The sequence below is a fragment of the Mycobacterium pinniadriaticum genome (assembly GCF_026242045.1).
Classification (GTDB): domain Bacteria; phylum Actinomycetota; class Actinomycetes; order Mycobacteriales; family Mycobacteriaceae; genus Mycobacterium; species Mycobacterium pinniadriaticum.
Genome location: NZ_JAPJDO010000030.1, coordinates 45,834 through 70,157 on the forward strand (window position 1 = coordinate 45,834; position 24,324 = coordinate 70,157).

The 24,324-nt window shown below is 68.2% G+C and carries 18 protein-coding genes and 1 pseudogene; 14 read left to right on the forward strand and 5 right to left on the reverse strand.

From position 1 onward, the window contains the following. Together ORI27_RS25080 and ORI27_RS25085 are read left to right on the forward strand one after the other, a co-directional pair. The gene (locus ORI27_RS25080; protein WP_265999753.1) at positions 1–567 is read left to right on the forward strand and encodes a class I SAM-dependent methyltransferase; all 567 of its coding nucleotides are present in this window, start codon (positions 1–3) and stop codon (positions 565–567) included. After that, the gene (locus ORI27_RS25085) at positions 549–1,256 is read left to right on the forward strand and encodes a hypothetical protein (RefSeq protein WP_265999752.1); all 708 of its coding nucleotides are present in this window, start codon (positions 549–551) and stop codon (positions 1,254–1,256) included. The genes ORI27_RS25080 and ORI27_RS25085 overlap by 19 nt, the downstream gene beginning before the upstream one ends. Positions 1,257–1,259: 3 nt before the next feature. Here ORI27_RS25085 and ORI27_RS25090 read toward each other — a convergent pair whose 3' ends face one another. Beyond that, positions 1,260–2,105, reverse strand: a complete 846-nt coding sequence (locus tag ORI27_RS25090; RefSeq protein WP_265999751.1) for an NYN domain-containing protein — start codon at positions 2,103–2,105, stop codon at positions 1,260–1,262. 143 nt (positions 2,106–2,248) lie between these two features. On the opposite strand from ORI27_RS25090, the gene ORI27_RS25095 reads away from it, so the two are divergent. From ORI27_RS25095 to ORI27_RS25115, 5 genes are all read left to right on the forward strand, one after another. After that, entirely contained in the window at positions 2,249–3,505 is a 1,257-nt protein-coding gene (locus tag ORI27_RS25095) for a L,D-transpeptidase (protein ID WP_265999750.1), read from the forward strand. Positions 3,506–3,671: 166 nt separating this feature from the next. After that, a complete protein-coding gene (locus ORI27_RS25100; RefSeq protein ID WP_265999749.1) occupies positions 3,672–4,940 on the forward strand; it encodes a L,D-transpeptidase in 1,269 nt (422 codons plus the stop codon). Between the two features lie 57 nt (positions 4,941–4,997). After that, entirely contained in the window at positions 4,998–5,900 is a 903-nt protein-coding gene (locus ORI27_RS25105; RefSeq protein ID WP_265999748.1) for a haloalkane dehalogenase, read from the forward strand. A 63-nt stretch (positions 5,901–5,963) separates the two neighbouring features. Further along, complete coding sequence (gene usfY / locus ORI27_RS25110; RefSeq protein WP_265999747.1) at positions 5,964–6,275, forward strand: protein UsfY; 312 nt, start codon at positions 5,964–5,966, stop codon at positions 6,273–6,275. 381 nt (positions 6,276–6,656) lie between these two features. Then, on the forward strand, positions 6,657–8,987 hold the full coding sequence (locus ORI27_RS25115) for an IniB N-terminal domain-containing protein (protein WP_265999746.1): 2,331 nt from the start codon (positions 6,657–6,659) through the stop codon (positions 8,985–8,987). Positions 8,988–9,055: 68 nt separating this feature from the next. Here ORI27_RS25115 and ORI27_RS25120 read toward each other — a convergent pair whose 3' ends face one another. The 3 genes from ORI27_RS25120 to prrA all read right to left on the reverse strand — a co-directional run bounded on the left by ORI27_RS25120 (position 9,056) and on the right by prrA (position 11,918). Further along, the gene (locus ORI27_RS25120; protein ID WP_265999745.1) at positions 9,056–9,796 is read right to left on the reverse strand and encodes a glucose 1-dehydrogenase; all 741 of its coding nucleotides are present in this window, start codon (positions 9,794–9,796) and stop codon (positions 9,056–9,058) included. Between the two features lie 78 nt (positions 9,797–9,874). Then, a complete protein-coding gene (locus ORI27_RS25125) occupies positions 9,875–11,212 on the reverse strand; it encodes a sensor histidine kinase (RefSeq protein WP_265999744.1) in 1,338 nt (445 codons plus the stop codon). A gap of 4 nt (positions 11,213–11,216) precedes the next feature. Then, entirely contained in the window at positions 11,217–11,918 is a 702-nt protein-coding gene (gene prrA, locus ORI27_RS25130; RefSeq protein WP_094475739.1) for a two-component system response regulator PrrA, read from the reverse strand. Positions 11,919–12,147: 229 nt separating this feature from the next. Between prrA and ORI27_RS25135 the strand changes: the two genes are divergently transcribed. The 3 genes and pseudogenes from ORI27_RS25135 to ORI27_RS25145 form a co-directional block, all read left to right on the forward strand. After that, entirely contained in the window at positions 12,148–14,124 is a 1,977-nt protein-coding gene (locus ORI27_RS25135; protein ID WP_407666422.1) for an ABC transporter ATP-binding protein, read from the forward strand. Continuing rightward, entirely contained in the window at positions 14,121–15,938 is a 1,818-nt protein-coding gene (locus tag ORI27_RS25140) for an ABC transporter ATP-binding protein (RefSeq protein ID WP_265999742.1), read from the forward strand. The genes ORI27_RS25135 and ORI27_RS25140 overlap by 4 nt, the downstream gene beginning before the upstream one ends. A gap of 82 nt (positions 15,939–16,020) precedes the next feature. Beyond that, a pseudogene (locus ORI27_RS25145) lies at positions 16,021–16,656 on the forward strand (phosphoribosyltransferase); the annotation flags it as partial. A 10-nt stretch (positions 16,657–16,666) separates the two neighbouring features. On the opposite strand, the gene ORI27_RS25150 reads toward ORI27_RS25145, so the two are convergent. Next, on the reverse strand, positions 16,667–18,178 hold the full coding sequence (locus ORI27_RS25150) for a carboxyl transferase domain-containing protein (protein WP_265999741.1): 1,512 nt from the start codon (positions 18,176–18,178) through the stop codon (positions 16,667–16,669). A gap of 34 nt (positions 18,179–18,212) precedes the next feature. Between ORI27_RS25150 and ORI27_RS25155 the strand changes: the two genes are divergently transcribed. From ORI27_RS25155 to ORI27_RS25170, 4 genes are read left to right on the forward strand one after another with little or no spacing between them, the layout of a single operon-like run. Next, positions 18,213–18,944: an enoyl-CoA hydratase gene (locus tag ORI27_RS25155; RefSeq protein ID WP_265999740.1), complete on the forward strand. Its 732-nt coding sequence runs from the start codon at positions 18,213–18,215 to the stop codon at positions 18,942–18,944. Between the two features lie 5 nt (positions 18,945–18,949). Further along, positions 18,950–20,167 carry an MBL fold metallo-hydrolase gene (locus ORI27_RS25160; protein WP_265999739.1) on the forward strand — a complete coding sequence of 406 codons (1,218 nt, stop codon included), beginning with the start codon at positions 18,950–18,952 and terminating at the stop codon, positions 20,165–20,167. 18 nt (positions 20,168–20,185) lie between these two features. Beyond that, complete coding sequence (locus tag ORI27_RS25165) at positions 20,186–21,772, forward strand: serine hydrolase (RefSeq protein ID WP_265999738.1); 1,587 nt, start codon at positions 20,186–20,188, stop codon at positions 21,770–21,772. A gap of 28 nt (positions 21,773–21,800) precedes the next feature. After that, entirely contained in the window at positions 21,801–24,209 is a 2,409-nt protein-coding gene (locus tag ORI27_RS25170) for an HAD-IC family P-type ATPase (protein WP_265999737.1), read from the forward strand. The last annotated feature ends 115 nt before the right edge of the window (positions 24,210–24,324 follow it).

Below are 24,324 nucleotides of genomic sequence, written 5' to 3' on the forward strand. Positions count from 1 at the left end.
ATGACCGCGACCGACCGCGCCCGCTGGGACGACCGCTATGCCGGCCGGGTCGGTGGCGCGCCCGCCCTGCCCGAGGTGTTCGCCCAGCAGGTGGATGCCATCCCGGTGGCGGGGCCGGCGCTGGAGTTGGCCTGCGGATCCGGATCGGCCGCGGTCTGGCTGGCCGAGCGGGGCATGACCGTGTGGGGTGTCGACGTATCGGCCGTCGCGATCGAGCAGGCGCGGGAGCTGGCTTCCCGCCACGGCGTCGCGGACCGGTGCCGGTTTTCCGTCGTCGATCTCGACGATGGACTGCCACCGGGCCCGCCGGCCGCGATGATCCTGTGCCACCGGTTTCGCGACCCACGCCTGTATCCCGCGATCGCCGGCAGGCTCGCGGCGGGCGGCCTGCTGGCGATATGCGTGCTCAGCGAGGTCGGTGCGCGGCCGGGTCAGTTCCGGGCCACGGCGGGCGAACTCGGCGAGGCGTTCGCCGACCTGCAACCGATCAGCGCGGGTGAAGGTGAAGGCCAGGCATGGCTGCTTGCCCGGGCGAAAGGAGAACCACAATGGCCCAGCCCTCAGTGATATTCGGGGCCCGATTCAACGGCCCACCCGGCAGCGCCAACGGCGGGTACGCCTGTGGGGTGATCGCCGCCCGGGTTCCGGCGGACCTGGTCGAGGTGACGTTGCGCCGGCCGCCGCCGCTGGACACCCCGCTGCTGGTCGAGCAGGCCGGGCCGACCTACCAGGTGCGCCCGGCCGGCGGGGAGGTCGTGGCGGTGGCCAAACCGGTCGACGAACCCGTCGACGCGGTGCCGCCCGTTCTCGACATTCCCGCCGACGCGCCGATCGCGCTGGCCGACGCCGTCCATCCGTTCCGTGGCTGCTTCACCTGCGGCCCCGATCGCGAGCCCGGCGACGGGCTGCGGATTTTCGCCAAACGGCTTGCGGGCCAGTCGATTCTGGCCGACAGGTGGACGCCGGACGAGTCGCTGGCCGATGACGACGGTGTGATACGGCCCGAGATCGTGTGGGCGGCGCTGGATTGCCCCGGCGGGTGGGCGGCGTTCGGCCGCATCCCGGGTGGCGTCGCGGTGCTGGGCCGGATGACCGCCCGCATCGACCGGCGGCCGCTGGTGGGGGAGCCGTGTGTGGTGGTGGCGACCTCGGACTGGCATGACGGTCGCAAAATCGGTGCGAAAACCGCCCTCTACACCGCCGCCGGGGAACTGCTCGCCGCGGCGCGCGCGGTGTGGATCGACTCGACCGCTTAGCGGCTAGCGCAGCTTCACCATCCGGGTCGTGGAGCTCTCGTCGAGCTCCACGACATCGGTGCGGGACCGCAGGAAATCGCTGAATGACTTGAAGCCCAACGCCTTTTCGGAGAACGACGGGTCCATGCGCTTCATCTGAGCCTTGACCGCCGAATTGTGCATCCAGTCGGCGTCGTCCTTCTCCAGGCCGATCTGCAACGCCCGCTTCAGCAGTGCGGTGGCCGCGGTCTGCGGGTCCGGCGGTTCGGGATCGGCGGTGCGTTTGGTGCGCTTGGCCGGCTCCTGGTCCGGAGGTGGTTCGGACACCGGCACCCCGGGCAGTGAGTCGTAGATGACGAACTCGTCGCAGGCCGCGGCCAGTGACCGGCTAGAGGCCCCGGCCACTCCGATCCCGACGACATAACGGCCCAGGCGCTTGCAGCGCTGCGCGAGCGGGATGTAGTCGGAGTCGCCGGCGACGATCACCACGTGGGTCAGGTCGGGCAGCCGGAACATGTCCTCGACGGCGTCGACGGCCAACCGGATGTCGGCGGCGTTTTTGCCATAGGCGGCCGCGGGGAACAGCTGCACCAGATCGACGGCCCGGCCGACCAGCTGCTCGCGATATTCGGCGTTGACGTCCGCCGACCAGTCGGCGTAGGCCCGGGTGAGCACCACCGTGCCGAACGACGAGGCGAAGTCCAGGATCGCGCCCACGTCCACCCGTGCGCGGGACAACTTCGCCGCCTCCAGGCCCTTGGCCTTGTCTCGTTGAAAAGAGTTGCGGCCGTTGATCTGGTCGTAGCGCGAGATGACGATGTTGTCGAAGTCGAGGTACACCGCGACACGGGCAGCACCGGGTTCGGTCATGTGCTCAAGTCTTGTCCATATTGTGACGCGGCACGCGCCTTTGCCCGAACGCCCGGTCCAGCCGCTCCGTCTATGCTTCAGGGATCCGATCGAGCATCGGTATCCGGCAGCCGTGGCCGACCGCGTACGCATGGAGTGAGCAGTTGAGCTGGAGTCGTCGTGCCCGTGGGGCCTGCCTCGGAGTCGTCCTGGCAGTCCTGGCCGTGCTCGGCGGTGTCGTCGTCTCCACCGCGCCGCGCTGCCCGGAGCACTGCCGCACCGAGGCGGCCGCGCTGAGCCCCCGGCCGGCCCCGTCCCCGGATCCGGCCTCCGTGACACTCACCCCCGCTGACGGGGCCACCGACGTCGACCCGCTGGGCGGCATCAGGGTGGTGGCCACGAGCGGCTTGCTGACCCACGTCACGATGGTCAATGACGCCGACAAGTCCGTGCCGGGCGTCGTCACCCCCGACTTCAAGACCTGGAAGCCCACCGTGCCGCTGGGCTATGGCCGCACCTACACCCTGACCGTCGACGCCCGCGGCCCGGGCGGCGTTCCGTCCACGATGTCGTCGACCTTCCAGACCCTGGTGCCCAGCGATCAGACCGAGGTCTACCTGACCACACCGGGCGGTCACCCGCTCGACGGTGGCCGGTTCGGGATCGGCACCGTCGTCGTCGCGCACTTCGACGAGCCGATCACCGACCGGGCGGCCGCCGAGCGGCACCTCTCGGTCACCACCGACCCGCCGGTCCGCGGATCGTGGTACTGGTTCGACGATCAGAACGCCCACTGGCGTCCGGAAAAGTACTACGCCCCGGGCACTTCGGTGACCGTCAAGGCCGACGTCTACGGGGTCCCCCTGGGAGACGGCCTGTACGGCGAAGAGGACTCCGCCGCGACGTTCACCATCGGCGACGCGCACCTGTCCGTCGCCGACGACACCACCAAGCAGGTCAGCGTGTACGACAACGGCGCGCTGGTGCGCACCATGCCGACCTCGATGGGCAGGGGCGGCTCGGAGACCATCGGCGCCCAGACGCTGACGTTCTGGACACCGCCGGGCATCTATACGGTGATGGACAAGGCCAACCCGGTGGTCATGGACTCGTCGACCTACGGCCTGCCCATCAACTCCCGGCTCGGCTACCGCGAGACCATCCCGTACGCCACGCGGATCAGCCCCGACGGCATCTATCTGCACCAGCTGAACGCGACCGTGTGGGCCCAGGGCAACACCGACACCTCGCACGGTTGCCTGAACCTCAGCGGCGAGAACGCGGAATGGTTCTACGACTTCTCCGTGCCCGGTGACGTCGTCGAGGTCCGCAACACCGGCGGCCCGCCGCTACAGCTCACCGAGAACGGTGACTGGACGCTACCGTGGAGCGAGTGGCTCAAAGGCAGTGCGTTGCACTGAGATTGTCGACGCAAACGTTAAATTCCGCTAATGAATCGATGTTTGCTGCAGGTGACGGCCACGCCGGGGTTCGTCGAGTGACGAGACGGGCCCGCGGCCGTCTATGATCTCAGGCGTCAATGGTGACGCCGGCAACTCATCGTCGACCAGTTCTGGAGTGATTTCGGTGGTCTTTACCCGTCGTGCGCGCACGGCAAGCCTGGCGGTGGGGGTGTTACTCCTGGCCGTCCTGGTGAGTGACGTCGCCGGCTTACCCGGGTGTCACGATGGCTGCAAGACCGCCACCGCCACCGCGCAGGTGCAGTTGCCACCGGCGCCGCCCAAGCCACCGATTGTGGGCGTCGCGCCGGCGAACGCCTCGGCCGACCTCAGCCCGCTGAGCCGGGTGTCCGCCCAGGTGGTCGGCGGCAGTCTGACGAGTGTCTCGCTGGTGGACGACTACGGCAACACCTTGGCCGGGGCGCTCTCGCCGGACCGGACATCGTGGCAGCCGACGGTGCCGCTGAAGTACGGGCGTACCTACACGATGCAGGTGGACAGCCTGGGCGCCAGCGGCGTGCCGCTGGCACGGACCACCACCTTTGCGACGGCGTCGCCCAACAACCTCACCCAGGTGTACCTCGAGACGCCGGGTGGCCTGCCCATCCATGAGGATGTGCGATACGGCATCGGCACGATCATCGCCGCGCGGTTCGACGAACAGATCGCCGACAAGGCAGCCGCCGAACGCAATCTGGTGGTGACCACCAACCCCCCGGTGCGGGGATCGTGGTACTGGGTCGATGACAAGACCGCGCACTGGCGACCGGTGAAGTACTACGCGCCCGGAACGACCGTCACCGTGGCCGCCAACATCTTCGGGGTGCGCCTCGGCGACGGCCTCTATGGAAACGAGAATGCCAACGCCACCTTCACCATTGGTGACGCACACGTCACGATTGCCGACGACGTCACCAAGACGGTCAGTGTCTTCGACAACGGCAAGTTGGTTCGGGCGATGCCCACGTCAATGGGTAAGGGTGGTTACCAAACCATTGCCGGACGGACGTTTTCGTTCTGGACACCGCCGGGTGTGTACACGGTGATCGACAAGGCCGAATCGGTGACGATGGATTCGTCGAGCTACGGTCTGCCGGTGGCCTCCTCGGAGGGATACAAGGTCAAGATCCCATATGCCACCCGGATCAGCACCGACGGCATCTATCTGCACCAGCTCAACGACACCAGGTGGGCACAGGGCAACACCAACGTCTCGCACGGATGTTTGAACCTCAACGGCGAGAACGCGGCCTGGTTCTACGACTTCTCCCAGCCCGGTGACGTGGTGGAGGTGAAGAACACCGGTGGTCCCGGTCTCGAGATCTGGCAGAACGGCGACTGGACATTGCCGTGGGGCGAGTGGCTGAAGGGCAGTGCCCTGGCTCCCAAGCCGTAGGGGTGGGTATCGGCGTTGAGCCCTCGTGCTGACGCCCAGGTGCTTAGATGGCGAAGCGTGGACATACTGCGCACGCCGGACAGCCGCTTCGCCGGTCTCGAGGGTTATCCGTTCGAGCCGAACTACTACGAGGTCTCCGCAGATGACTCACCACCCCTGCGGATGCACTACGTCGACGAGGGGCCGCAGGACGGCCCACCGGTCGTGCTGCTGCACGGCGAACCCAGCTGGAGCTATCTGTACCGGACCATGATCCCGCCGCTGGCCGCGGCCGGACATCGCGTGCTGGCACCCGATCTGATCGGCTTCGGTCGCTCGGACAAGCCGACCCGCCCTGACGACTACACCTATCTGCGTCACGTGCAATGGGTAACGTCGTGGATGAACGGCCTCGACCTGCGCGACGTAACACTGGTGGTCCAGGACTGGGGGTCCTTGATCGGGTTGCGGGTCGCGGCCGAGAACAGCGACCGGTTCGCAAAGCTGTTCATCGCCAATGGCTTTCTTCCCACCGCCACGCAGCCCACCCCGCCCGCCTTCCACGTGTGGCGCGCATTCGCCAAATACACGCCGGTGTTCAGCGCCGGCCGCATCGTGGCCATCGCGACGGTCAACAAGTTGTCGGCCGCCATTCGGGCGGGATACAACGCGCCGTTCCCCGACAAGCGCTACCAGGCCGGGGCTCGCGCCTTCCCGCAGCTGGTGCCGACCTCGCCGACGGACCCCGCCATCCCGGCCAATCGCGCCGCCTGGGATGCGCTGGGCCGCTGGGACAAACCCACGCTGTGCGTATTCGGTTCCGGCGACCCGATCCTCGGCAAGGCCGACGGGCCGCTCATCGCGCACATTCCCGGAGCGACCGGTCAGCCTCATGCGCGGATCAGGGCGGGTCACTTCATCCAGGAGGACGCCGGCCCCGAGTTGGCGCGCCGACTGCTGGAGTGGGAAGCCGGTCTGTGACGTTGTGACGTAGTTCACAAGCGGCGTAGATTGGTCGGTATCTCCGGACGAAGGGAGATCGCGATGAAAGGTGCGTATCGCGATCCGGTCGATCACTCCAGGACGACGCAACCGCATGCCGGCGAGTCGTTCATCGATACATTGTGGCTGCCTGGACTATTTCTCATCGCCCTCGGTGTGGTGGGTTTGGCCGGGATCATCGCAGCGTTGGCGTACAACCATCACGAGCTGTTGATGATGCTGGGATCCGTCGCGGCGGGCCTGCTGGTAGTCGGTGCGTTGTTGATCATGGCCGAGCATCAGCGAGTGAAGCGGGTCGAGCGTCGCTGGCTGGCCGAACATCCCGGCCATCCACACAATCACCACGCGGCGTAGCGGGGGCGTTGCGCGATCGAGCACCCGGGTGGGCCCGGGTGCGGGGTAGTTATTTGCCGACTGCGGAATGCCGCTCGACGTGCATGTTTATCCCTCCGCCGATTTGCTGATAATTACCTGCATGTCAATTTTCCGATAACGGTTGTGAATCAGTTCACAATTACCGGTTGCCCATGTTTAACGCTGTGAACAGTATTTATACCGATCCCATTGACTGTGTCCTGCAGAACGGCGGTGCACATCCGAGTGATCCCCTAATCCCCTAATGGGGATTGCTGGGATATCCCGGTACTGCCCGTATCGGGTAGGGGACCGCGCCCCATTTCGGGGTGCGCGTGATCTTCATACCGTGATGAGCAAGTCACAGGAAGGCACTTACACATGGACACCCTGCTCCAATTCATCCTCGACCTGTTCAACAACGAGTCGGCGGCGCAGACGTTCGTCGCCGATCCCAACGCGGCGCTGGCGAACGCGGGCCTGGCCGATGTCAGCGCCGAGCAGATTCAGTCGGTCGCGGCCTCCGCCGTCCCGGGGCTCGAGCTCGCGGGCGGTGACCCGGTCTCCAGCCTGGCGCACGCAGTTTCGGGTGTGTACGGCTTCGCGCCCGCAGAAGGCGTTGTGCCGACGGTCCTTTCGGCCCCCGCGGCGGCCGCCGACGTGATCGGAAATCAGGCGCTGGATCTCGGTGTCGACGGCGGATCGTCGTTGGCTGCCGCGGTGGGTGACGGCATCGGCGTTGGCCTGGGCGAGAGCCTCGGTGCCGGGCTGGGCGCGGCGCTGAACGGCGGTGCCGGGGTTGGTGGTGAGACCGCGGTCGGCCTGGGAACCGGATTCGGTGGTGGTATCGGTGGCGGTGCTGAGCTCGGCGGTGGATTCCAGGCCGGGATGGGTGTCGAGGTCGAAGCCGGCTTCCACGCCGGTATGGGTGCCGAAGTTGGCGCCGGCGCCGAGGTGGGCGGCCAGAGTGGGTTTGGTCTGGGCACGGGCTTTGGCACCGGTTTCGGTGCCGGTGGTGGTGCCGAGCTCGGCGGTGGCTTCGATTCGGCCATCGGCGCCGAGATGGGGCTGGGCGGCCAGGTCGAAGGTGGTGCTGAGCTCGGTGGCGGGTTCAACTCCGGCTTCGGCGCTGAGCTGGGTGGTGACGCCGAGATGGGCGGCCACACCGGGATCGGTCTCGGTACCGGTTTCGGCGCTGGCGGAAGTGCCGAGCTTGGCGGAGGGTTCGACGCCGGATTGGGCGGCGAGCTCGGCGGCTCCGCGGCCGCCGGCGCGGGTGCAGCTGCCGGCGGCAGCACTAATCTGCATGGCAACACCGGGTTCGGCGCTCAGGGCGGCGGACAATTCGGTGCGGGTGCCAACGCGGGCAGCGGCTTCGCGGCCGGTGGCGGCAGCCAGTTCGGCGGCGGCGCACAGGTCAACGATCGGGCTCGCGTCATCGACACCAACAGCGAGATCGAGGCCGAACGGCGCGCCACGTTGAGCGGCACCGCGAACGCCGGCGGCAGCGGTACGGCCAACGTCGGGACCGGCCTGAACGCACAGGAGAACGCGAACTTCAGCAACACGTCCAACGTCGGGTTCACCAGCCCGCTCGGCAGCGCCGGCCTCGGCAATCAGACCGCTGCCGCCGGCGGCGGGGCGATCGGCCTGGGCGGTGGTGGCCTGGGTGCGGCCGGGAACACCGCGATGAGCAGCACGACGGCTGCCGGCTTCTCCGGCCCGCTGGGTGGCGCGACCATGAGTGCGCAAACCGCGGCGAGCAACACCGCGGCCGTGAGCTTTCTGCACGACGACGGTGCCGCGCTCAGCGGCCAGACCAACCTCGGTGGAGCGTTCGGCGGCCAGACCAACCTCGGTGGAGCGTTCGGCGGCCAGACGAACCTCGGCGGAGCGTTCGGTGGCCACACCAACGCTGACGCGGCCTCGGCGGCGGAGGTCAATGCTGGTGGCCATGGCGGGATCACCGGTGGCGCCGCGATCAACACCGGCGCCGACGTGTCGGGCGGCGCCGAAGCATCCGGCGGTGGCGGTGCCTCCGCGGGTGGCGGTGTCTCTGCGGGTGGCGGTATCTCCGGTGGTGGCGGCGCCAACTTCCTCAATCACGAGGCGACGAGCCTCAACCTGCACAACAACCTGCACAGCTCCGCCCAGGCGGCGGGCTCGGCCGGTGGCAGCACCTCCGCGGATCACGTCACGGTGGGTGGAAACTCGGCCTTCCAGAATGCCTTTGGCGGCCAGGCCGACATCCTGGGCCACGACTCGGCGGCTCTGGGCGGGCACGGTGCGGTCAGCGGCGACGCGAGTGCCGCCGCGACCACGACGGACCAGGGTTCGGCCGTGACACCGTCGCAGAGCAGCGTCATCCACACCGGTGGCTCCGCGACCGGTGGCGGCGAGGTCTCCTCCGGGTCCACCGGGGGCTCGGTGATCACCACCTCGCAGGGCAGTGCCGATGCCGGAGGCTCGAGCTCGCTCGGCTCGGCACACGACTCGGCGACGGTCGATCAGCACGCGGCCATCGATTCGTCGAGCCAGGCGGCGGTCGCCGCGACGCCGGACCACTCGTCGTACGACCAGTCGGCGCATGCGAGCACGGACTACTCGAGCCACTCGTTGTTCGCTAACGGCCACGACAGCTCCGCCGCGCACAGCCAGGCGAGCACCGATCTGTCGTCGCACAACCAATTCGATCAGCACATGGGTTTCTGACCCGAAGGCCGGACACGAATCGGCGGGGACCGTATGGTCCCCGCCGATGTGTTGGTGCGGTTGCGCTTCTAGAGTTCGCGGTGCGGCACGTCGGTGATCAGGCCGCCGTCCATGACGAATTCGGAACCAGTCGTGTAGGACGATTCGTCACTGGCCAGGAACAACACGAATGTGGACACCTCGATGGGTTCACCGAGGCGTCCCATCGGCGCGGCCACCAGGTCCTCGGGCATGTGCGCGGTCATCGGGGTGCGAATCATCCCGGGGTGTAGCGAGTTCACCCGGATGTTGTTGGCCGCCAGTTCGAGAGCGGCGGACTTCGTCAAACCGCGGATGGCCCACTTGGACGCGACATAGCCGTGGTTTCCGGGCGTGCCGCGCATGGCCTGGATGGAGGACATGTTGATGATGGAGCCGCCGCCGGCATCTGTCATCGGTTCGATCACCGATTTGATGCCGAGCATGGTTCCGGTGAGGTTGACGTCGATAACGCGTTGCCAGCGTTCGGGTTCGAGGTTCTTCAAGGTGCGTCGGTACACGATGCCGGCGTTGTTCACCAGCACAGTGAGAGCGCCGAACTCGCGCAGCGTCAGCGCCACGGCCGCTGCCCAGTCATCGGGATCGGAGACGTCGAGATGAACGTAGCGGGCGGCCGCGCCGAGCTCTTCGGCGGTTGCCGCGCCCTCCTCGTCGAGCACGTCAGCGAGAACCACCCGGGCGCCCTCGCTGGCCAGCAGCCGGGCGTGTGCCGCCCCCATCCCGCGAGCGGCACCGGTGATCAGGGCGACTTTGCCGTCGACGCGTCCCATGGGCGGCACGGTACCCGGCGACCGGACCGCCGGGCTCCTGATCTGTTCGCTGGCTGGGACCTGTGCCCAGCACACGGGTCAGTGCGGCGCGGGCAGTCGCAGCATGAGCCGCGCACCGCCGAGCGGACTGTCTTCCAACGATGCGGTGCCACCATGCAATTCGGCCTGCTGCGCCACCAGCGCCAGGCCGAGGCCGGAGCCCGAATGCGACGCCGTCGACCCGCGGGCGAAGCGTTCGAAGACCGCCGAACGCTCCTCCTCCGGCACCCCGGAGCCGTTGTCGTCGACGGCGATCTGGACTCCAGTCCGCGAACTGACCGCAGACAGCTGGACTCGGGTCGCGCCACCGTGCTTGACCGCGTTGGCGATCGCGTTGTCCACCGCCAGCCGTAGGCCGGCGGGCAGGCCGATGATGATGCAGGTGGGCGAGGGCACCAGCGACACCTCGAGGTCGGTGTAGACCCGCATCGCGTCGTGCGCCGCGCGGTCGAGCAACTCGGTGATGTCCACCGGAACCTGGTCGGCTTCTGTCGAAAGCTCCCCCTGGGCAAGGCGTTCCAGCGCGCTCAGCGTCGCTTCGATACGGGTTTGGGTGCGCACGACGTCGCCGAGCACTTCCTTGCGCTGCTCGTCGGTCATGTCGAGGGTGGCCAGCACCTCGAGGTTGGTGCGCATCGCGGTCAGCGGGGTACGCAACTCGTGGGCCGACACCGCGGCGAAGTCGCGTGCCGATGCCAGCGCCGCCGTGGTCCGGTCCTGCTCGGTCCAGATGCGTTCCAGCAGGCCCTTGAGTGCCTCGCCGATCTCCACCGCCTCGGTGGCGCCGCCGATGTCGACGTCGGGGGCCTTGTCGCCGGCCTGGATCTCCCGGGTCTGGGCGGCCAGCCGCCGGAACGGTCGCACCGCGAAGGTCGCCAGCAGCCAGCCGAGCAGGCCGGCCGCGCCGATGGCGAGCACACAGATGATCAGTACCCGGCGATGCAGGTTGTTGGTATCGGCGACGGTGTCGTCGTAGGTCGCGCCGACCTCCAGAGTCGTGGCCTCGGGATAGGAGAGCTCTACCGTGCGTACTCGGTAGCGGACGCCGTCGACCTCGGTGGTGGCGTAATCGGAGTCGAGCCGGGGCAAGACGACGGCGGAATTCGAACGAACCTGATCACCCCTGCGCACGGTGATCACCACGTCTTGGTCGTTGGGCGACGGGGGGATCTGGTCGAGTCCGCGCGGAACGAACGGGACCGCGAAGCCCGCGGCCTCGTCCAACCGCCGGTCCAGCCGTTCGAGGCGGTCGTTGGTGATGCCGATCCAGACGATGGTGCCCACGATGGTCACCACGATCGCCGCGCCGATCGCCGTTGCGAACGCCACCCGGGTACGCAGGGACGGGGTGCGGCGAAGGATCCGCGCGAGCCTCACGGGTTCACTGGGTGCGCAACACGAAGCCCACGCCGCGCACGGTATGCAGCAGTCGGGGCGCGCCGCCGGCCTCGAGTTTGCGGCGCAGGTAACCGATGAAGACGTCGACGACGTTGGTGTCGGCGGCGAAGTCGTAGCCCCAGACCAGCTCGAGCAGCTGAGCACGGGACAGTACCGCCGTCTTGTGCTCGGCGAGCACCGCCAGCAGGTCGAATTCACGCTTGGTCAGATCGACGTCGACACCGTTCACCCTGGCCCGCCGGCCCGGGATGTCGACTTCGAGCGGGCCGACCTGGATGGTCTCCGAGGAGAATGTGGCCGTAGCGCCGCGCCGGCGCAGCAGCGCCTTGACCCGGGCCACCAGCTCGGCCAGCACGAACGGTTTCACCAGATAGTCGTCGGCGCCGGCTTCCAGCCCGGCGACCCGGTCGTCGACCGAGCTGCGGGCCGACAGCACGCAGACGGGCACGTCGTTGTCCATCGCGCGTAGCGCGGTCACCACACTGACACCGTCGAGGACGGGCATGTTGATGTCGAGCACGATCGCGTCGGGCCGGGTCTCGGTCGCCGATCGCAGCGCTTCGGCACCGTCGACGGCGGTGGCCACCTCGAATCCGGAGAGTCGCAGCCCGCGCTCCAGTGACGCGAGCACGTCGGGATCGTCATCGACCACCAGGACTCGGGGTGCAGCCGAACTACTGTCCATGGCCCCATCTTGCCTGATCGATGCCAGTACCAGTGGGAGGCCGCCGCGACACGGCGACATCGGGCGGAAGGGTTTGACCTCAATCATTGTTGAGGTCCTAGCGTGGGGATGCGGTCGTGACTGATAACCGATTGCTGTGCGTGCGATCATCGAGCATGGGGGGTCGTGTCGTACCGGCTGGATATCGTCAGCGGTGGTCGATGGCGAAAGAGTGGTTGACGCGGTGGATGTGGTGACTTCCAAAACCCCGGCGCGCTCGGATCCGGCGATCGCCGCGCCGCGCCGCTCGCCTCGGGCTGCCTCCGATCTGTTCCGGTTGCTGCCCTACCTGATGCCGTATCGGGCTCGCTGGATCGCGATGGTGAGCATCGCCGTCACCAGCCTGGTGGCCACCGTCGCCATTCCGCTGATGACCAAGGCGGTGATTGACGGCCCGGTTCGCCACCAGGACCAGCGCGGGCTGTGGCTGGTCGGTACCGCAGCCATCGGGGTCGGCATGTCCGAGGCGGTGCTGTGGTTCATTCGGCGCTGGCTGGTCGCGCGGGCCACGATGGGGGTGGAGGCCGATATCCGCAAGGATCTCTACGCCCGCCTGCAGATCCTGCCGATGTCGTTTCACGGGCGCTGGCAATCCGGCCAGCTGCTGTCGCGAATCATGAACGACCTCAGCACTATTCGGCGATTACTGTCGTTCGGTCTGGTCTTCCTGATCCTCAACGTCCTGCAGATCACCGTGGTCACCGCGATCCTGCTGGCGATGTACTGGCCGCTCGGTGTGGTGGTGCTCGTCTCGATCGTGCCGATCACGCTCACCGTGCTGCACTTCGAACACGCCTTCACCCGCCTGTCGAGGCAGGCGCAGGATCAGGCCGGTCACGTCGCCACCCACGTCGAGGAGTCGGCGCTGGGATTGCGGGCGGTGAAATCGTTCGGCCGCGAAGACTATGTCTACGACCGCTTCGATGAGCAAGCCAGCACGCTGTATGACACCCAGATCCAGAGGGTGGCCGTGTCGGCGAAGTTCTGGACCCTGCTCGAGGCGATTCCCAACCTCACGCTGATCGTCGTGCTGGGCTTCGGGGCCTACGCCGCCGGGCACGGGTTGGTCACCCTCGGCACCCTGGTCGCGTTCATCACGATGATGCTGTCGCTGGTTTGGCCGATCGCCTCACTCGGTTTCCTGCTGTCGATGACCCAGGAGTCGATGACGGCGGCCAACCGGATCGCCGAGATCTTCGACGCCCCTCGCGAGATCACCGACGGACCTCGTACCGTCGCGCCGCGCGGCGGCCGGCTGGAGTTGGTCGACGTGGGGTTTCGCTTCCCCGTGACGACGGGGAACGACATCAGCAGCCCTGAATCAGACGGCTGGGCGCTGCGCCATGTCAACGTCACCATCGAACCGGGCGAGACCCTGGCGCTGGTGGGCGCCACCGGTTCGGGCAAGTCGGTGCTGGCGTCACTGCTGCCCCGGCTCTACGACGTCACCGAAGGCGAGATCCGCATCGACGGCACCGACATCCGCGAGCTGTCCCTGGACGCGTTGCGCGAGACGGTCGCCACCGCCTTCGAGGACCCGACGCTGTTCTCCATGTCGGTCGCCGAGAACCTCGCGCTGGGACGTACCGAGGACGACCCCGCGACCGACGAGGAACTGAGCCGGGCCATCGAGATCGCCGCCGCGCAGTTCGTCTACGACCTGCCGTACGGTCTGCAGACCCGCATCGGTGAGCAGGGCATGAGCCTGTCGGGTGGTCAGCGGCAACGGCTTTCGCTGGCCCGCGCCATTCTTGCCGCACCGCGCATCCTGGTGCTCGACGACACACTCTCCGCGCTCGACGTCCACACCGAAGCCGAAGTCACCACGGCGCTGCGGCAGGTGCTGGCCGGTGTGACGGCGGTGGTGGTGGCTCATCGCGCGTCGACGGTCCTCCTCGCCGACAAGGTCGCGCTGGTCGACACCGTCGACGGCGCGGGCACCATCACCCATATCGGAACTCACGCCGAATTGCTGGCCAGCGTGCCGCGCTACCGCTTCCTGCTGGCCGCCGACGATGAACTCGACGACGGCTGCGAGCCCCGGCCGGGGTGGGAGGACGACGACGAACGGCGGCGGCTCGAGGTCGCCTACACCGAAGCTCGCGAGCAGCGCGATATCACCCGCCGCACCGTTGACTATGCCGCCACGGAAGGCAGGCAGCGATGACCGCCACCGAATGGCGCGGCCGGCTCGACGAACAGCCCGACGACCTGCCGATCGACGAGACCGGGCCCCGCCGGCGCGAGGCCCGCGCCCTGCTGGGCTCGCTGCTGGCGCCCTTCAGACTGACCGTCGGGCTGCTGGCCGTCGTGGTCGTCGTGGAAAACGTTGCGCGGCTGTCGGTTCCGCTGCTCGTTCAGCGTGGCATCGACCACGCGATCCCGCCGCTGGTGGCCGGTGGTTCGGCGCGTGAGCTGGTCATCGTGGTCACGGTGCTGTGCGGTGCGGTGGCGGTGCAGGCGACCAGTCGATTGCTGTTCCTGAACCGTTCCGGGCGCATCGGTCAACGGGTGCTGCTGGAGGTGCGTCGACGCGTCTTCCGGCACTTCCAGCGTCTCGACGTCGCTTTCCACGACCGCTACACCTCCGGGCGGGTGGTCAGCCGGTTGACCAACGATGTCGAGGCGATCCAGGACATGCTGGAAACCGGCTTCGACAGCCTGATCACCGCCGTGCTGACCTTGTTCGGCACGGCCATCCTGCTGGTTGTTCTCGATGTGCGGTTGGGACTGATGTGCCTGGCCGCCTTTCCGATTCTGGTCGCGCTGGTCTGGTGGTTCTCGGCCGAGTCGGCCAAGACCTATCGCCGGGTGCGGGAGAGTGCCGCGCTGGTGATCGTGCAGTTCGTCGAGACGATGACCGGTATCAAGGCGGTGCAGGCCTACCGTCGCGAGCCGCGTAATCAGGAGATCTTCGATGACGTCGCTGACCGCTACCGGGAGGACAACGAGCGGACGTTCCGGCTGCTGGCGATCTTCATGCCGGCGGTCAAGCTCGTCGGAAATCTGACCACCGGTGTGGTGTTGCTCTACGGCGGCTATCGGGTGTTGCACGGCGAGATGACGATCGGCACCCTGACGGCGTTCCTGCTGTATCTGCGGATGTTCTTCGAGCCCATGCAGGAGATCTCGCAGTTCTTCAACACCTTTCAGTCGGCGTCGTCGGCGCTGGAGAAGCTCGCCGGGGTGCTGGCCCAGAAACCGGCGATCGCCGACCCGGCCGTCCCGGTGCACCCGGAGCGGATCCGCGGTGAGATCGCTTTTCGCGACGTGCGCTTCAACTATGTGCCTGATCGTCCCGTGCTGCCGCGGCTGTCCCTGGTCGTGCCCGCCGGCCAGACCGTCGCGCTCGTCGGCACCACCGGCGCCGGCAAGACCACCATCGCCAAGCTGATCGCCCGGTTCTACGACCCGACGGCCGGCGCGGTCACCCTCGACGATGTGGATCTGCGGGACTTCGCGCAAAGCGATCTGCGCCGCCACGTCGTGATGGTCACCCAGGAGAACTTCCTGTTCTCCGGAACCGTCGCCGACAACATCCGGTTCGGGCGGCCGTCGGCATCGGACGCCGAGGTGCACGCGGCCGCGGTGGCGGTGGGCGCCGATGAGTTCATCGCCGCGCTGCCCGACGGCTACCAGACCGATGTCGCCACCCGCGGCGGGCGGTTGTCCGCCGGGCAGCGGCAGCTGGTCGCGTTCGCCCGGGCGTTCCTGGCTGACCCGGCGGTGCTGATCCTCGACGAGGCGACTTCGTCGCTGGACATCCCCAGCGAACGACTCGTGCAGCGGGCGCTGCGGACGGTGCTCGCCGACCGGACGGCGCTGATCATCGCCCACCGGTTGTCGACGGTCGAGATCGCCGACCGGGTGCTGGTGCTCGAGCACGGCCGCATCGTCGAGGACGGCCCGCCCGGTGAGCTCGTCGGCTCCCAGGGCCGCTATGCCGCACTGCACCGCGCCTGGCTGGAGTCGCTGGCCTGATCCCGTCTCGAGTTCGACGTTTCGACGACGACGTCTCGCACTTTCGCAGCCAAATGTCGGTTTCGGCGGCACACTGCGAACTATGCACCGCTACGTCGACCGGGCCGACGCGGGCCGCCGACTAGCCGGCCGGCTCGAGGACTACCGCGATCGGGACGTGCTCGTCCTCGGACTGCCGCGCGGCGGGGTGCCGGTCGCCTTCGAGGTCGCCAAGGCGTTGCAGGCCCCGCTGGATGTGATCGTCGTACGCAAGCTCGGGGTGCCGATCCAGCCCGAGCTGGCGTTCGGTGCGATCGGGGAGGGCGGCGTGCGGGTGCTCAACGACTCGGTGCTGCGTCATGTGCCGGTCAGCGACGCCGAGATCGCCGAGGTGGAGGCCGCCCAGCGGGTCGAACTCCAGCGCCGGGTCGAGCGCTACCGCGGTGGGCGGGCTCCGCTTCCGCTGGCGGGTCGGGTCGTGGTCATCGTCGACGACGGATTCGCCACCGGGTCCACCGCCCGCGCCGCCTGCCTGGTGGCCCGTGCTCAGGGTGCGGCCACGGTGGTGCTGGCCGCCCCGATCGGCGGCCCCGACACCGTCGCCGATCTGCGGCATTATGCCGACGACGTGGTGTGTGCCAGTACGCCAACGTATTTCAGCGCGGTGGGGCAGGCGTACGACGATTTCCGGCAGACCTCCGACGAAGAGGTCTGCACGCTGCTTGAGCGCGCCCGCAGCTGAACACTCGTCAGCGGGGCAATCCGATGCGCCGGTACCGCCGCAACCGTGCCGCGAAGCGATCCGGCGCGGGTAGGCCGCGCAGGTCGTGGAGTTCGCGCGCGATCGCGTCGGACATCCGCCGGGCGAACCGGACAGGCTCGTCGGCCGCATCGGGATGTTCGGGCACGATCGCGTCGACGATCCCGGTGCGCAGCAGATCGGCCGAGCGGACACCCTGGGCGGCGGCCAGCACGGCGGCGTGTGCGGTGTCGCGGAAGACGATGGCGCTGGCGCCCTCCGGCGGCAACGGGGCCAGCCAGCCATGCTGGGCGGCCAGCACCCGGTCGGCCGGCACCATCGCCAGCGCGGGCCCGCCGCTGCCCTGGCCGAGCAGGACCGACACCGTCGGGGTGTCCAGCGTGACCAGATCGGACAGGCAGCGAGCGATCTCGCCGGCCAGGCCGTCCTGCTCGGCCTCGGCCGACAGCGCCGGTCCGGCGGTGTCGATCACCAGCACCAGCGGCAGCTGCAGACCGGCCGCCAGCGCCATGCCGCGGCGGGCTTCGCGCAGCGCTGCCGGGCCGATCCGGAGGGCAGGAGCGGAGCGACCAGGGAATGGATCCAGCCCGCCCACCACCCGTTGTTGACCGGCGACGACGGCGGGCTGGCCGCCGAACCGGGCCAGGGCCAGCACCGTGGTGGCCGCCTCACCGTGCGTGCCCGACAGCAGCACCCGATCAGTGGCGCCTTCGCGCAGCAACCAACTCACGCCGGGCCGGTCCGGGCGCCGGGAGGCCATGACCGATTCCCAGGCCGGGACGTCGGGTAGCGGCCCGTCGGGCGCCGGGGCCGGCGGTGGCGGCGTCGGCGCATCGGTGATCACCGTCAGCGCGCGATCCAGCGTCGCGCGCAGCGCCTCGACACCGACCACCGCGTCAATAACGCCGTGCCGCAGCAGGTTCTCCGCGGTCTGCACGCCGGGCGGGAACGGCTCACCGTAGAGCTGCTCGTACACCCGCGGCCCGAGGAAACCGATCAGCGCGCCGGGTTGCGCGGCGGTGATGTGGCCCAGCGAACCCCATGACGCGAACACCCCGCCGGTCGTCGGGTGCCGCAGATACACCAGGTAAGGCAGGTGCGCCCGCTTGTGCTCGGTGACCGCCGCGGCGATCTTCACCATTTGCAGAAACGCGACCGTGCCCTCCTGCATGCGGGTGCCGCCCGAGCTCGGCGACGCCAGCAACGGCAGCTTCTCCGCGGTCGCGCGTTCGACGGCAGCGGTGATGCGTTCGGCCGCGGCCACCCCGATCGACCCGGCGAGGAAGTCGAATTCACAGGCCACGACCGCGACCCGGCGGCCGAACACGGTGCCCTCACCGGTCAGCACCGCCTCGTCGAAACCGGTGGCGGCCCGGGCCGCCGCGAGCTCACGGCGGTACGCCTCGTCGGCCTCGACGAGCAAAGGTGCGTCATCCCAGCTTCGGAACGACCCCGGGTCCAGCGCGGCGTCGCGCAGCTCGGCAGCCCCGATGCGGCTCACGAGACGAGGTTAACCGGCCAGTACCCTGAAAATCATGATCGGTATCAACCGCGTGGGGGATGTGACCACAATCGAGCTGCAGCGGCCCGAACGCCGCAACGCACTCAATTCCGAACTCGTCGACGCACTGCGCGAAACGGTGGAGAAGGCGGCCGCCGAAGACGTCCGGGTGATCGTGCTGACCGGGCAGGGCACGGTGTTCTGCGCCGGGGCCGATCTGTCCGGGGACGTGTTCGCCGCCGACTTCCCCGACAAGGCGATCGCCTTGAACAGGGCGATCGACGCCGCACCGATGCCGGTGATCGCGGCGATCAACGGCCCGGCGATCGGCGCGGGCGTGCAGCTGGCGATGGTCTGCGACCTGCGGGTGGTGAGTCCGGGCGCCTACTTCCAATTTCCGATCGCCAAATACGGCCTGGCACTGGATAACTGGAGTGTTCGGCGGCTGTCGTCGCTGGCCGGTTACGGCCGGGCGCGCGGCATGCTGCTGGGCGCTGAAAAGCTCGACGCCGAGACGGCGTTGATGACCGGAATGGCCAACCGGCTCGGAGATCTGACCGACGCCCAGGCGTGGGCCGCCGAGATCGCCGGGCTGGCTCCGCTGTCACTGCAGGCCTCCAAGCGGGTGCTCAACGACGACGGCGCCTTCGAGGAGCAGTGGCCCGCCCACAAGGAGCTTTTCGACAAGGCGTGGGGTAGCCAGGACGTCATCGAAGCCCAGGTGGCGCGCATCGAGAAGCGCGCCGCCAAGTTCACGGGGGCCTGAGCCACATGCCCGGCCTTCCCCGGGTCGCTTCGCTCCTGCCCTCCGGAAATTTTTCCCGGGTCGCTTCGCTCCTGCCCTCCGGAAGTTTTTCCCGGGTCGCTTCGCTCCTGCCCTCCGGAAGGGCGGCGCTGCGGCTGGTCGCCGGGACGGCCTCCCTGGCCACCGGCGGGTGGATCCTGCGCGCCCTGCACGACGCGCCGGCATCGCTGGGTGCGGGGCCGGGCGAGATCAGGCCGGTCGCCGACGGTTCGCCCAACTACCGCGCCGGGGTGTTCCACAACCTCGAGCCCGCCTCGCCGCTGCGGCTGGACGCCGAGGAGAACCGCCTGATCCTGTTCGACATGCTCGCCAGCCGCTCGGTCAGCCGTCCGCCCGGGACCATTCCGCTGACCCACTCGGCGGCGCCGATCAGTACCGAGCCGTTGGCGGTGAGTTGGCTGGGCCATTCGACGGCACTGCTGGAGATCGACGGCTACCGGGTGTTGACCGACCCGGTGTGGAGTGACCGCTGCTCGCCGTCGCGCAGTGTCGGTCCCCAGCGACTGCATCCGGTGCCCGCGCCCCTGGAGGCACTGCCCGCCCTCGATGCGGTGGTGATCAGCCACGACCACTACGACCATCTCGACATGGACACCGTGCTCGCGCTGGCCCAGACCCAGCGAGCACCGTTCGTGGTCCCGCTGGGAGTCGGCGCGCACCTACGGCAATGGCGCATCCCCCCGGAACGCATCATCGAGCTCGACTGGAACGAGCAGACCCGGATCGGCGACCTTGCCCTGGTCTGCACGCCCGCCAGGCACTTCTCGGGCCGATTCCTGTCCCGAAACACCACCCTGTGGTCCTCGTGGGCGATCATCGGACCGCAGCACCGCGCCTACTTCGGCGGCGACACCGGCTACACCAGCAGCTTCGAGCAGATCGGCATCGACTACGGCCCCTTCGACCTCACCTTGATGCCCATCGGGGCGTACAACACCGCCTGGCCGGACATCCACATGAACCCCGAGGAGGCGGTGCGCGCCCATCGCGATGTCAGCGAGGCCGGCCTGCTCGTCCCGATCCATTGGTGCACCTTCCGGCTGGCGCCCCATCCCTGGGCCGAGCCGGTCGAACGGTTGCTGGCGGCCGCTGACGACGCCGGTGTACGGACCGCGACACCTCGCCCCGGCGGCCGGGTCGTCACCGCCACGGCCGGGGGAATAGACCGGTGGTGGGAGCTGTGAGGAACTACGGTGCAACCCATGACCGCTCTGGCAGCACGTGCCGCGATCGTCGCCCTGGTCGCCGCGCTCACCGCGTGTAGCGACACGGCATCCAAACCCGAGACGACCGCACCGCCCGTCGACCAGTCGCCCGCGCTGGCATCCGCGCTCGCGCTGCCGGACAACGCCGTCGACAACGCGGTCGCCAAACTGGACGGGATCGCCGCGGACCTGATGAAGTCCTCGGGCATCCCGGGTATGGCAGTGGCCGTGGTCCACGGCGGAAAGACCGTGTACGCCAAGGGGTTCGGTGTCAAGGATGTCAGACGACCGGCCGATGATCCCGGCAACCGGGTGGACCCCGACACGGTTTTCCAGCTGGCGTCGCTGTCCAAACCGATCGGCGCGACCGTCGTCGCCCATCAGGTCGGCCAGAACGCGATCGGCTGGAACACCCCGGTCACCGAGAAGCTGCCGTGGTTCGCCCTCTCGGATCCGGCGGTCACCAAGATGGTCACCGTCGGCGACCTGTACGCACATCGCTCCGGGCTGCCCGACCACGCCGGCGACCAGCTCGAGGACCTCGGCTACGACCGGCGTTACATTCTGGAACGACTCCGCCAGCTTCCCCTGGCCCCGTTCCGGATCTCCTACGCCTACACCAACTTCGGGCTGACCGCGGCGGCCGAGGCGGTGGCCGTCGCGGCCGGCAAGTCCTGGGAGGACCTCAGCGATCAGGTGCTGTACCGCCCGCTGGGCATGGCGTCCACCAGCTCCCGGTTCGCCGACTATGAGGCCCGGCCGGACCGGGCGATCGGCCATATCCACGTCGACGGGACGTACAAACCGCTCTACACCCGTGACGCCGACCCTGAAGCACCCGCGGGCGGGATCAGCTCGTCGGTCAACGACCTGACCCACTGGCTGGACATGGTGCTGGCCGACGGAACGTACAACGGACAACGGATCGTCGACCCGGCTGCACTGCTGCCCGCGGTGTCGCCGCAGATCGTGTCGAACCCGCCCAGCGAGCCGGCGATGCGTTCCGGGTTCTACGGCTACGGATTCAACGTCGGGACCACCTCGGCGGCCCGGGTGCAGCTGAGCCACTCGGGAGCCTTCGATCTGGGTGCGGCCACCAACTTCGTCATCATCCCCTCGGCCGACGTCGCGATCGTCGCGCTGACCAACGCCACCCCTGGCGGCATCCCCGAGACGCTGACCGCGGAATTCACCGACCTGGTCCAGTTCGGCGAGGTGCGCGAGGACTGGCGCGCCCTCTACGCCCACGCCTTCGCCGACATGGACAAACCGTTCGGAGTGCTGGCGGGCAAGACCCCACCGGCCAACCCGGCTCCGGCCAAGCCGCTGGCCGGCTATGCCGGCACCTACCGCAACGACTACTGGGGTCCGGCGGTCGTCGCCGAGTCCGGCGGCAGGCTCACGCTGTCGATCGGCCCGCGCCCGGACACCGTCGACCTCACCCACTGGGACGGCGACGTATTCACCTTCCGCTTCCCGTCGGAGAACTTCCCACCCGGCAGTATCTCCATGGCGACGTTCGACGGCGACCGGTTGACGCTCGAGTACTACGACGAGGACAAGATGGGAACGTTTTTGCGATGAGCCGCTTGCGCGAAGAGAATGAGTCACGATGAATGTCGTTGTTGACACCGGTCTTTCCGCCGACGAGGTGGCCGCTCGCATCGCCGGGGGCAAGGCCAACGACGTTCCGACCCGGGCATCGCGCAGTGTCGCCGAGATCGTGCGGGCCAACGTGCTCACCCGAATCAACGCGATCCTCGGGGTATTGCTCCTGATCGTGCTGTCGACCGGGTCGCTGATCAACGGCATGTTCGGCCTGCTCATCATCGCCAACAGCGGTATCGGCATCATCCAGGAACTGCGCGCCAAGAAGACGCTCGACAACCTGGCCATCGTCGGGCAGGCCAAACCCACCGTGCGGCGGCAATCGGGGACAAAACCGTTGCCGCCCAACGAGGTGGTACTCGACGACGTCATCGAACTCGGCCCCGGCGATCAGGTCGTCGTCGACGGGGAGCTGATCGAGGCCGGCAACCTGGAGATCGACGAATCGCTGTTGACCGGCGAAGCGGACGCGATCGCCAAGCGCGTCGGTGACCCGGTGATGTCGGGAAGTTTCGTGGTCGCCGGAACCGGCGCCTACCGCGCCACCAGGGTGGGCCGAGAAGCCTACGCCGCCAAGCTCGCCGAGGAAGCCAGCAAGTTCACCCTGGTGAAATCCGAACTGCGCAGCGGCATCAACAAGATTCTGCAGTTCATCACCTACCTGCTGTGGCCCACCGGTCTGCTGATCATTTACACCCAGCTGTTCACCACAGGAGTCGGCTGGCGGGAATCGGTGCTGCGGATGGTCGGGGCGCTGGTACCGATGGTTCCCGAGGGCCTGGTGCTGATGACGTCGATCGCCTTCGCCGTCGGCGTGATCCGATTGGGGCGCAGGCAATGTCTGGTCCAGGAGTTGCCCGCTATCGAGGGTCTGGCTCGGGTCGACGTGGTGTGCGCTGACAAGACCGGCACCCTCACCGAAAACGGTATGCGGCTGGCTGATGTCACCCCGGTCGGCCACGACGAGGTCTCCCACCGGATTGCCGATGTGCTGTCGTCGCTGGCCGCCGACGACCCCAAACCGAATGCCAGCATGCAGGCCGTCGCCGAGGCGTATCCGGATTCGCCGGGCTGGACCGCAACGGGCAGCGCGCCGTTCAAGTCCGCCACCAAATGGAGCGGGGTCTCCTACGGCGGGCACGGTAACTGGCTGATCGGCGCCCCCGACGTACTGCTCGACCCCGAATCGGCCACGGCCGCCCAGGCCGAGGAAATCGGCGCCCGGGGTATGCGGGTGCTGCTGCTCGGCGCCAGCGACATACCCGTCGACAGTCCCGGCGCGCCCGGCTGTGTCACCCCCGTCGCTTTGGTGGTCCTCGAGCAGCGGGTCCGCCCCGACGCCCGGGAGACATTGGAATACTTTGCCGCCCAAAATGTTTCGGTTAAAGTCATCTCCGGCGACAATGCGGTGTCGGTCGGCGCGGTCGCGGCGACGCTGGGCCTGCGCGGCGAGGCCATGGATGCCCGTCAGCTGCCGTCCGAGCCGGACGCGCTGGCCGACACCATGGCGACCCACACGACTTTCGGCCGGGTGCGTCCCGACCAGAAGCGGGCCATGGTGCACGCCCTGCAGTCGCGTGACCACACCGTCGCGATGACCGGGGACGGCGTGAACGACGTGCTGGCGCTCAAGGATGCCGACATCGGGGTGGCGATGGGGTCGGGCAGTCCGGCGTCGCGTGCGGTGGCTCAGATCGTGTTGCTGGACAACAAGTTCGCCACGCTGCCGTATGTGGTCGGCGAGGGCAGACGAGTCATCGGCAACATCGAGCGGGTGTCGAACCTGTTCCTCACCAAGACCGTCTACTCGGTGCTGCTGGCCCTGCTGGTCGGACTTGCGGGTTTGTCCCACAAGCTGTTCGGAACCCCGCCGCTGTTGTATCCGTTCCAGCCGATCCACGTGACCATCGCGGCATGGTTCACCATCGGCATCCCGGCGTTCATCCTGTCCCTGGCGCCGAACAACGAACGCGCCCACACCGGATTCGTTCGGCGGGTGATGACCTCCGCGCTGCCGTCCGGCGTGGTGATCGGCGTGACGACGTATGTGTCGTACCTGATCGCCAATCACGGCCCGAGCTCCACCACCGTCGACCAGACCCAGGCTTCCACCGCGGCATTGATCACCCTGTTGATGGGGGCGATCTGGGTGCTGGCGGTGGTGGCCCGTCCCTATGAGTGGTGGCGGGTGGCATTGGTGGCCGTCTCCGGTCTGGCGTACGTCGTGATCTTCGCCCTGCCGGTGGCCCGGAAGACGTTCATGATCGATCCCTCCAACATCGAGGCCACCTCGGCGGGTGTGGCGATGGGCGTGCTGGCCGCCGGTGTGGTCGAGATGTTGTGGTGGTTGCAGGGTCGGATGCTCGGCGAACGGCGGGCTTTGTGGCGAACCCGGCCGACGGTGCAAGATTGACACCTGAACTTCCCCCGAGACCGTGGAGGCATCAACAATAGGGATCGAGATGCCAGAGAAACGGAAGAAGTACGACCGGGAGTTCCGTGAGGGTGCTGTCCGGATCGTCGAAGAG

What these genes read in the sequence shown, in the direction of transcription:
- ORI27_RS25120 (WP_265999745.1), bottom strand. Translation starts at nt 9,796, where the DNA reads ATGGGACGCGTCGACGGCAAAGTCGCCCTGATCACCGGTGCCGCTCGC.
- usfY (WP_265999747.1), top strand. Translation starts at nt 5,964, where the DNA reads ATGAAAGGTGCGTATCGCGATCCGGTCGATCACTCCAGGACGACGCAA.
- prrA (WP_094475739.1), bottom strand. Translation starts at nt 11,918, where the DNA reads ATGGACAGTAGTTCGGCTGCACCCCGAGTCCTGGTGGTCGATGACGAT.
- ORI27_RS25085 (WP_265999752.1), top strand. Translation starts at nt 549, where the DNA reads ATGGCCCAGCCCTCAGTGATATTCGGGGCCCGATTCAACGGCCCACCC.
- ORI27_RS25160 (WP_265999739.1), top strand. Translation starts at nt 18,950, where the DNA reads ATGCCCGGCCTTCCCCGGGTCGCTTCGCTCCTGCCCTCCGGAAATTTT.
- ORI27_RS25140 (WP_265999742.1), top strand. Translation starts at nt 14,121, where the DNA reads ATGACCGCCACCGAATGGCGCGGCCGGCTCGACGAACAGCCCGACGAC.
- ORI27_RS25170 (WP_265999737.1), top strand. Translation starts at nt 21,801, where the DNA reads ATGAATGTCGTTGTTGACACCGGTCTTTCCGCCGACGAGGTGGCCGCT.
- ORI27_RS25080 (WP_265999753.1), top strand. Translation starts at nt 1, where the DNA reads ATGACCGCGACCGACCGCGCCCGCTGGGACGACCGCTATGCCGGCCGG.
- ORI27_RS25090 (WP_265999751.1), bottom strand. Translation starts at nt 2,105, where the DNA reads ATGACCGAACCCGGTGCTGCCCGTGTCGCGGTGTACCTCGACTTCGAC.
- ORI27_RS25165 (WP_265999738.1), top strand. Translation starts at nt 20,186, where the DNA reads ATGACCGCTCTGGCAGCACGTGCCGCGATCGTCGCCCTGGTCGCCGCG.
- ORI27_RS25155 (WP_265999740.1), top strand. Translation starts at nt 18,213, where the DNA reads ATGATCGGTATCAACCGCGTGGGGGATGTGACCACAATCGAGCTGCAG.
- ORI27_RS25115 (WP_265999746.1), top strand. Translation starts at nt 6,657, where the DNA reads ATGGACACCCTGCTCCAATTCATCCTCGACCTGTTCAACAACGAGTCG.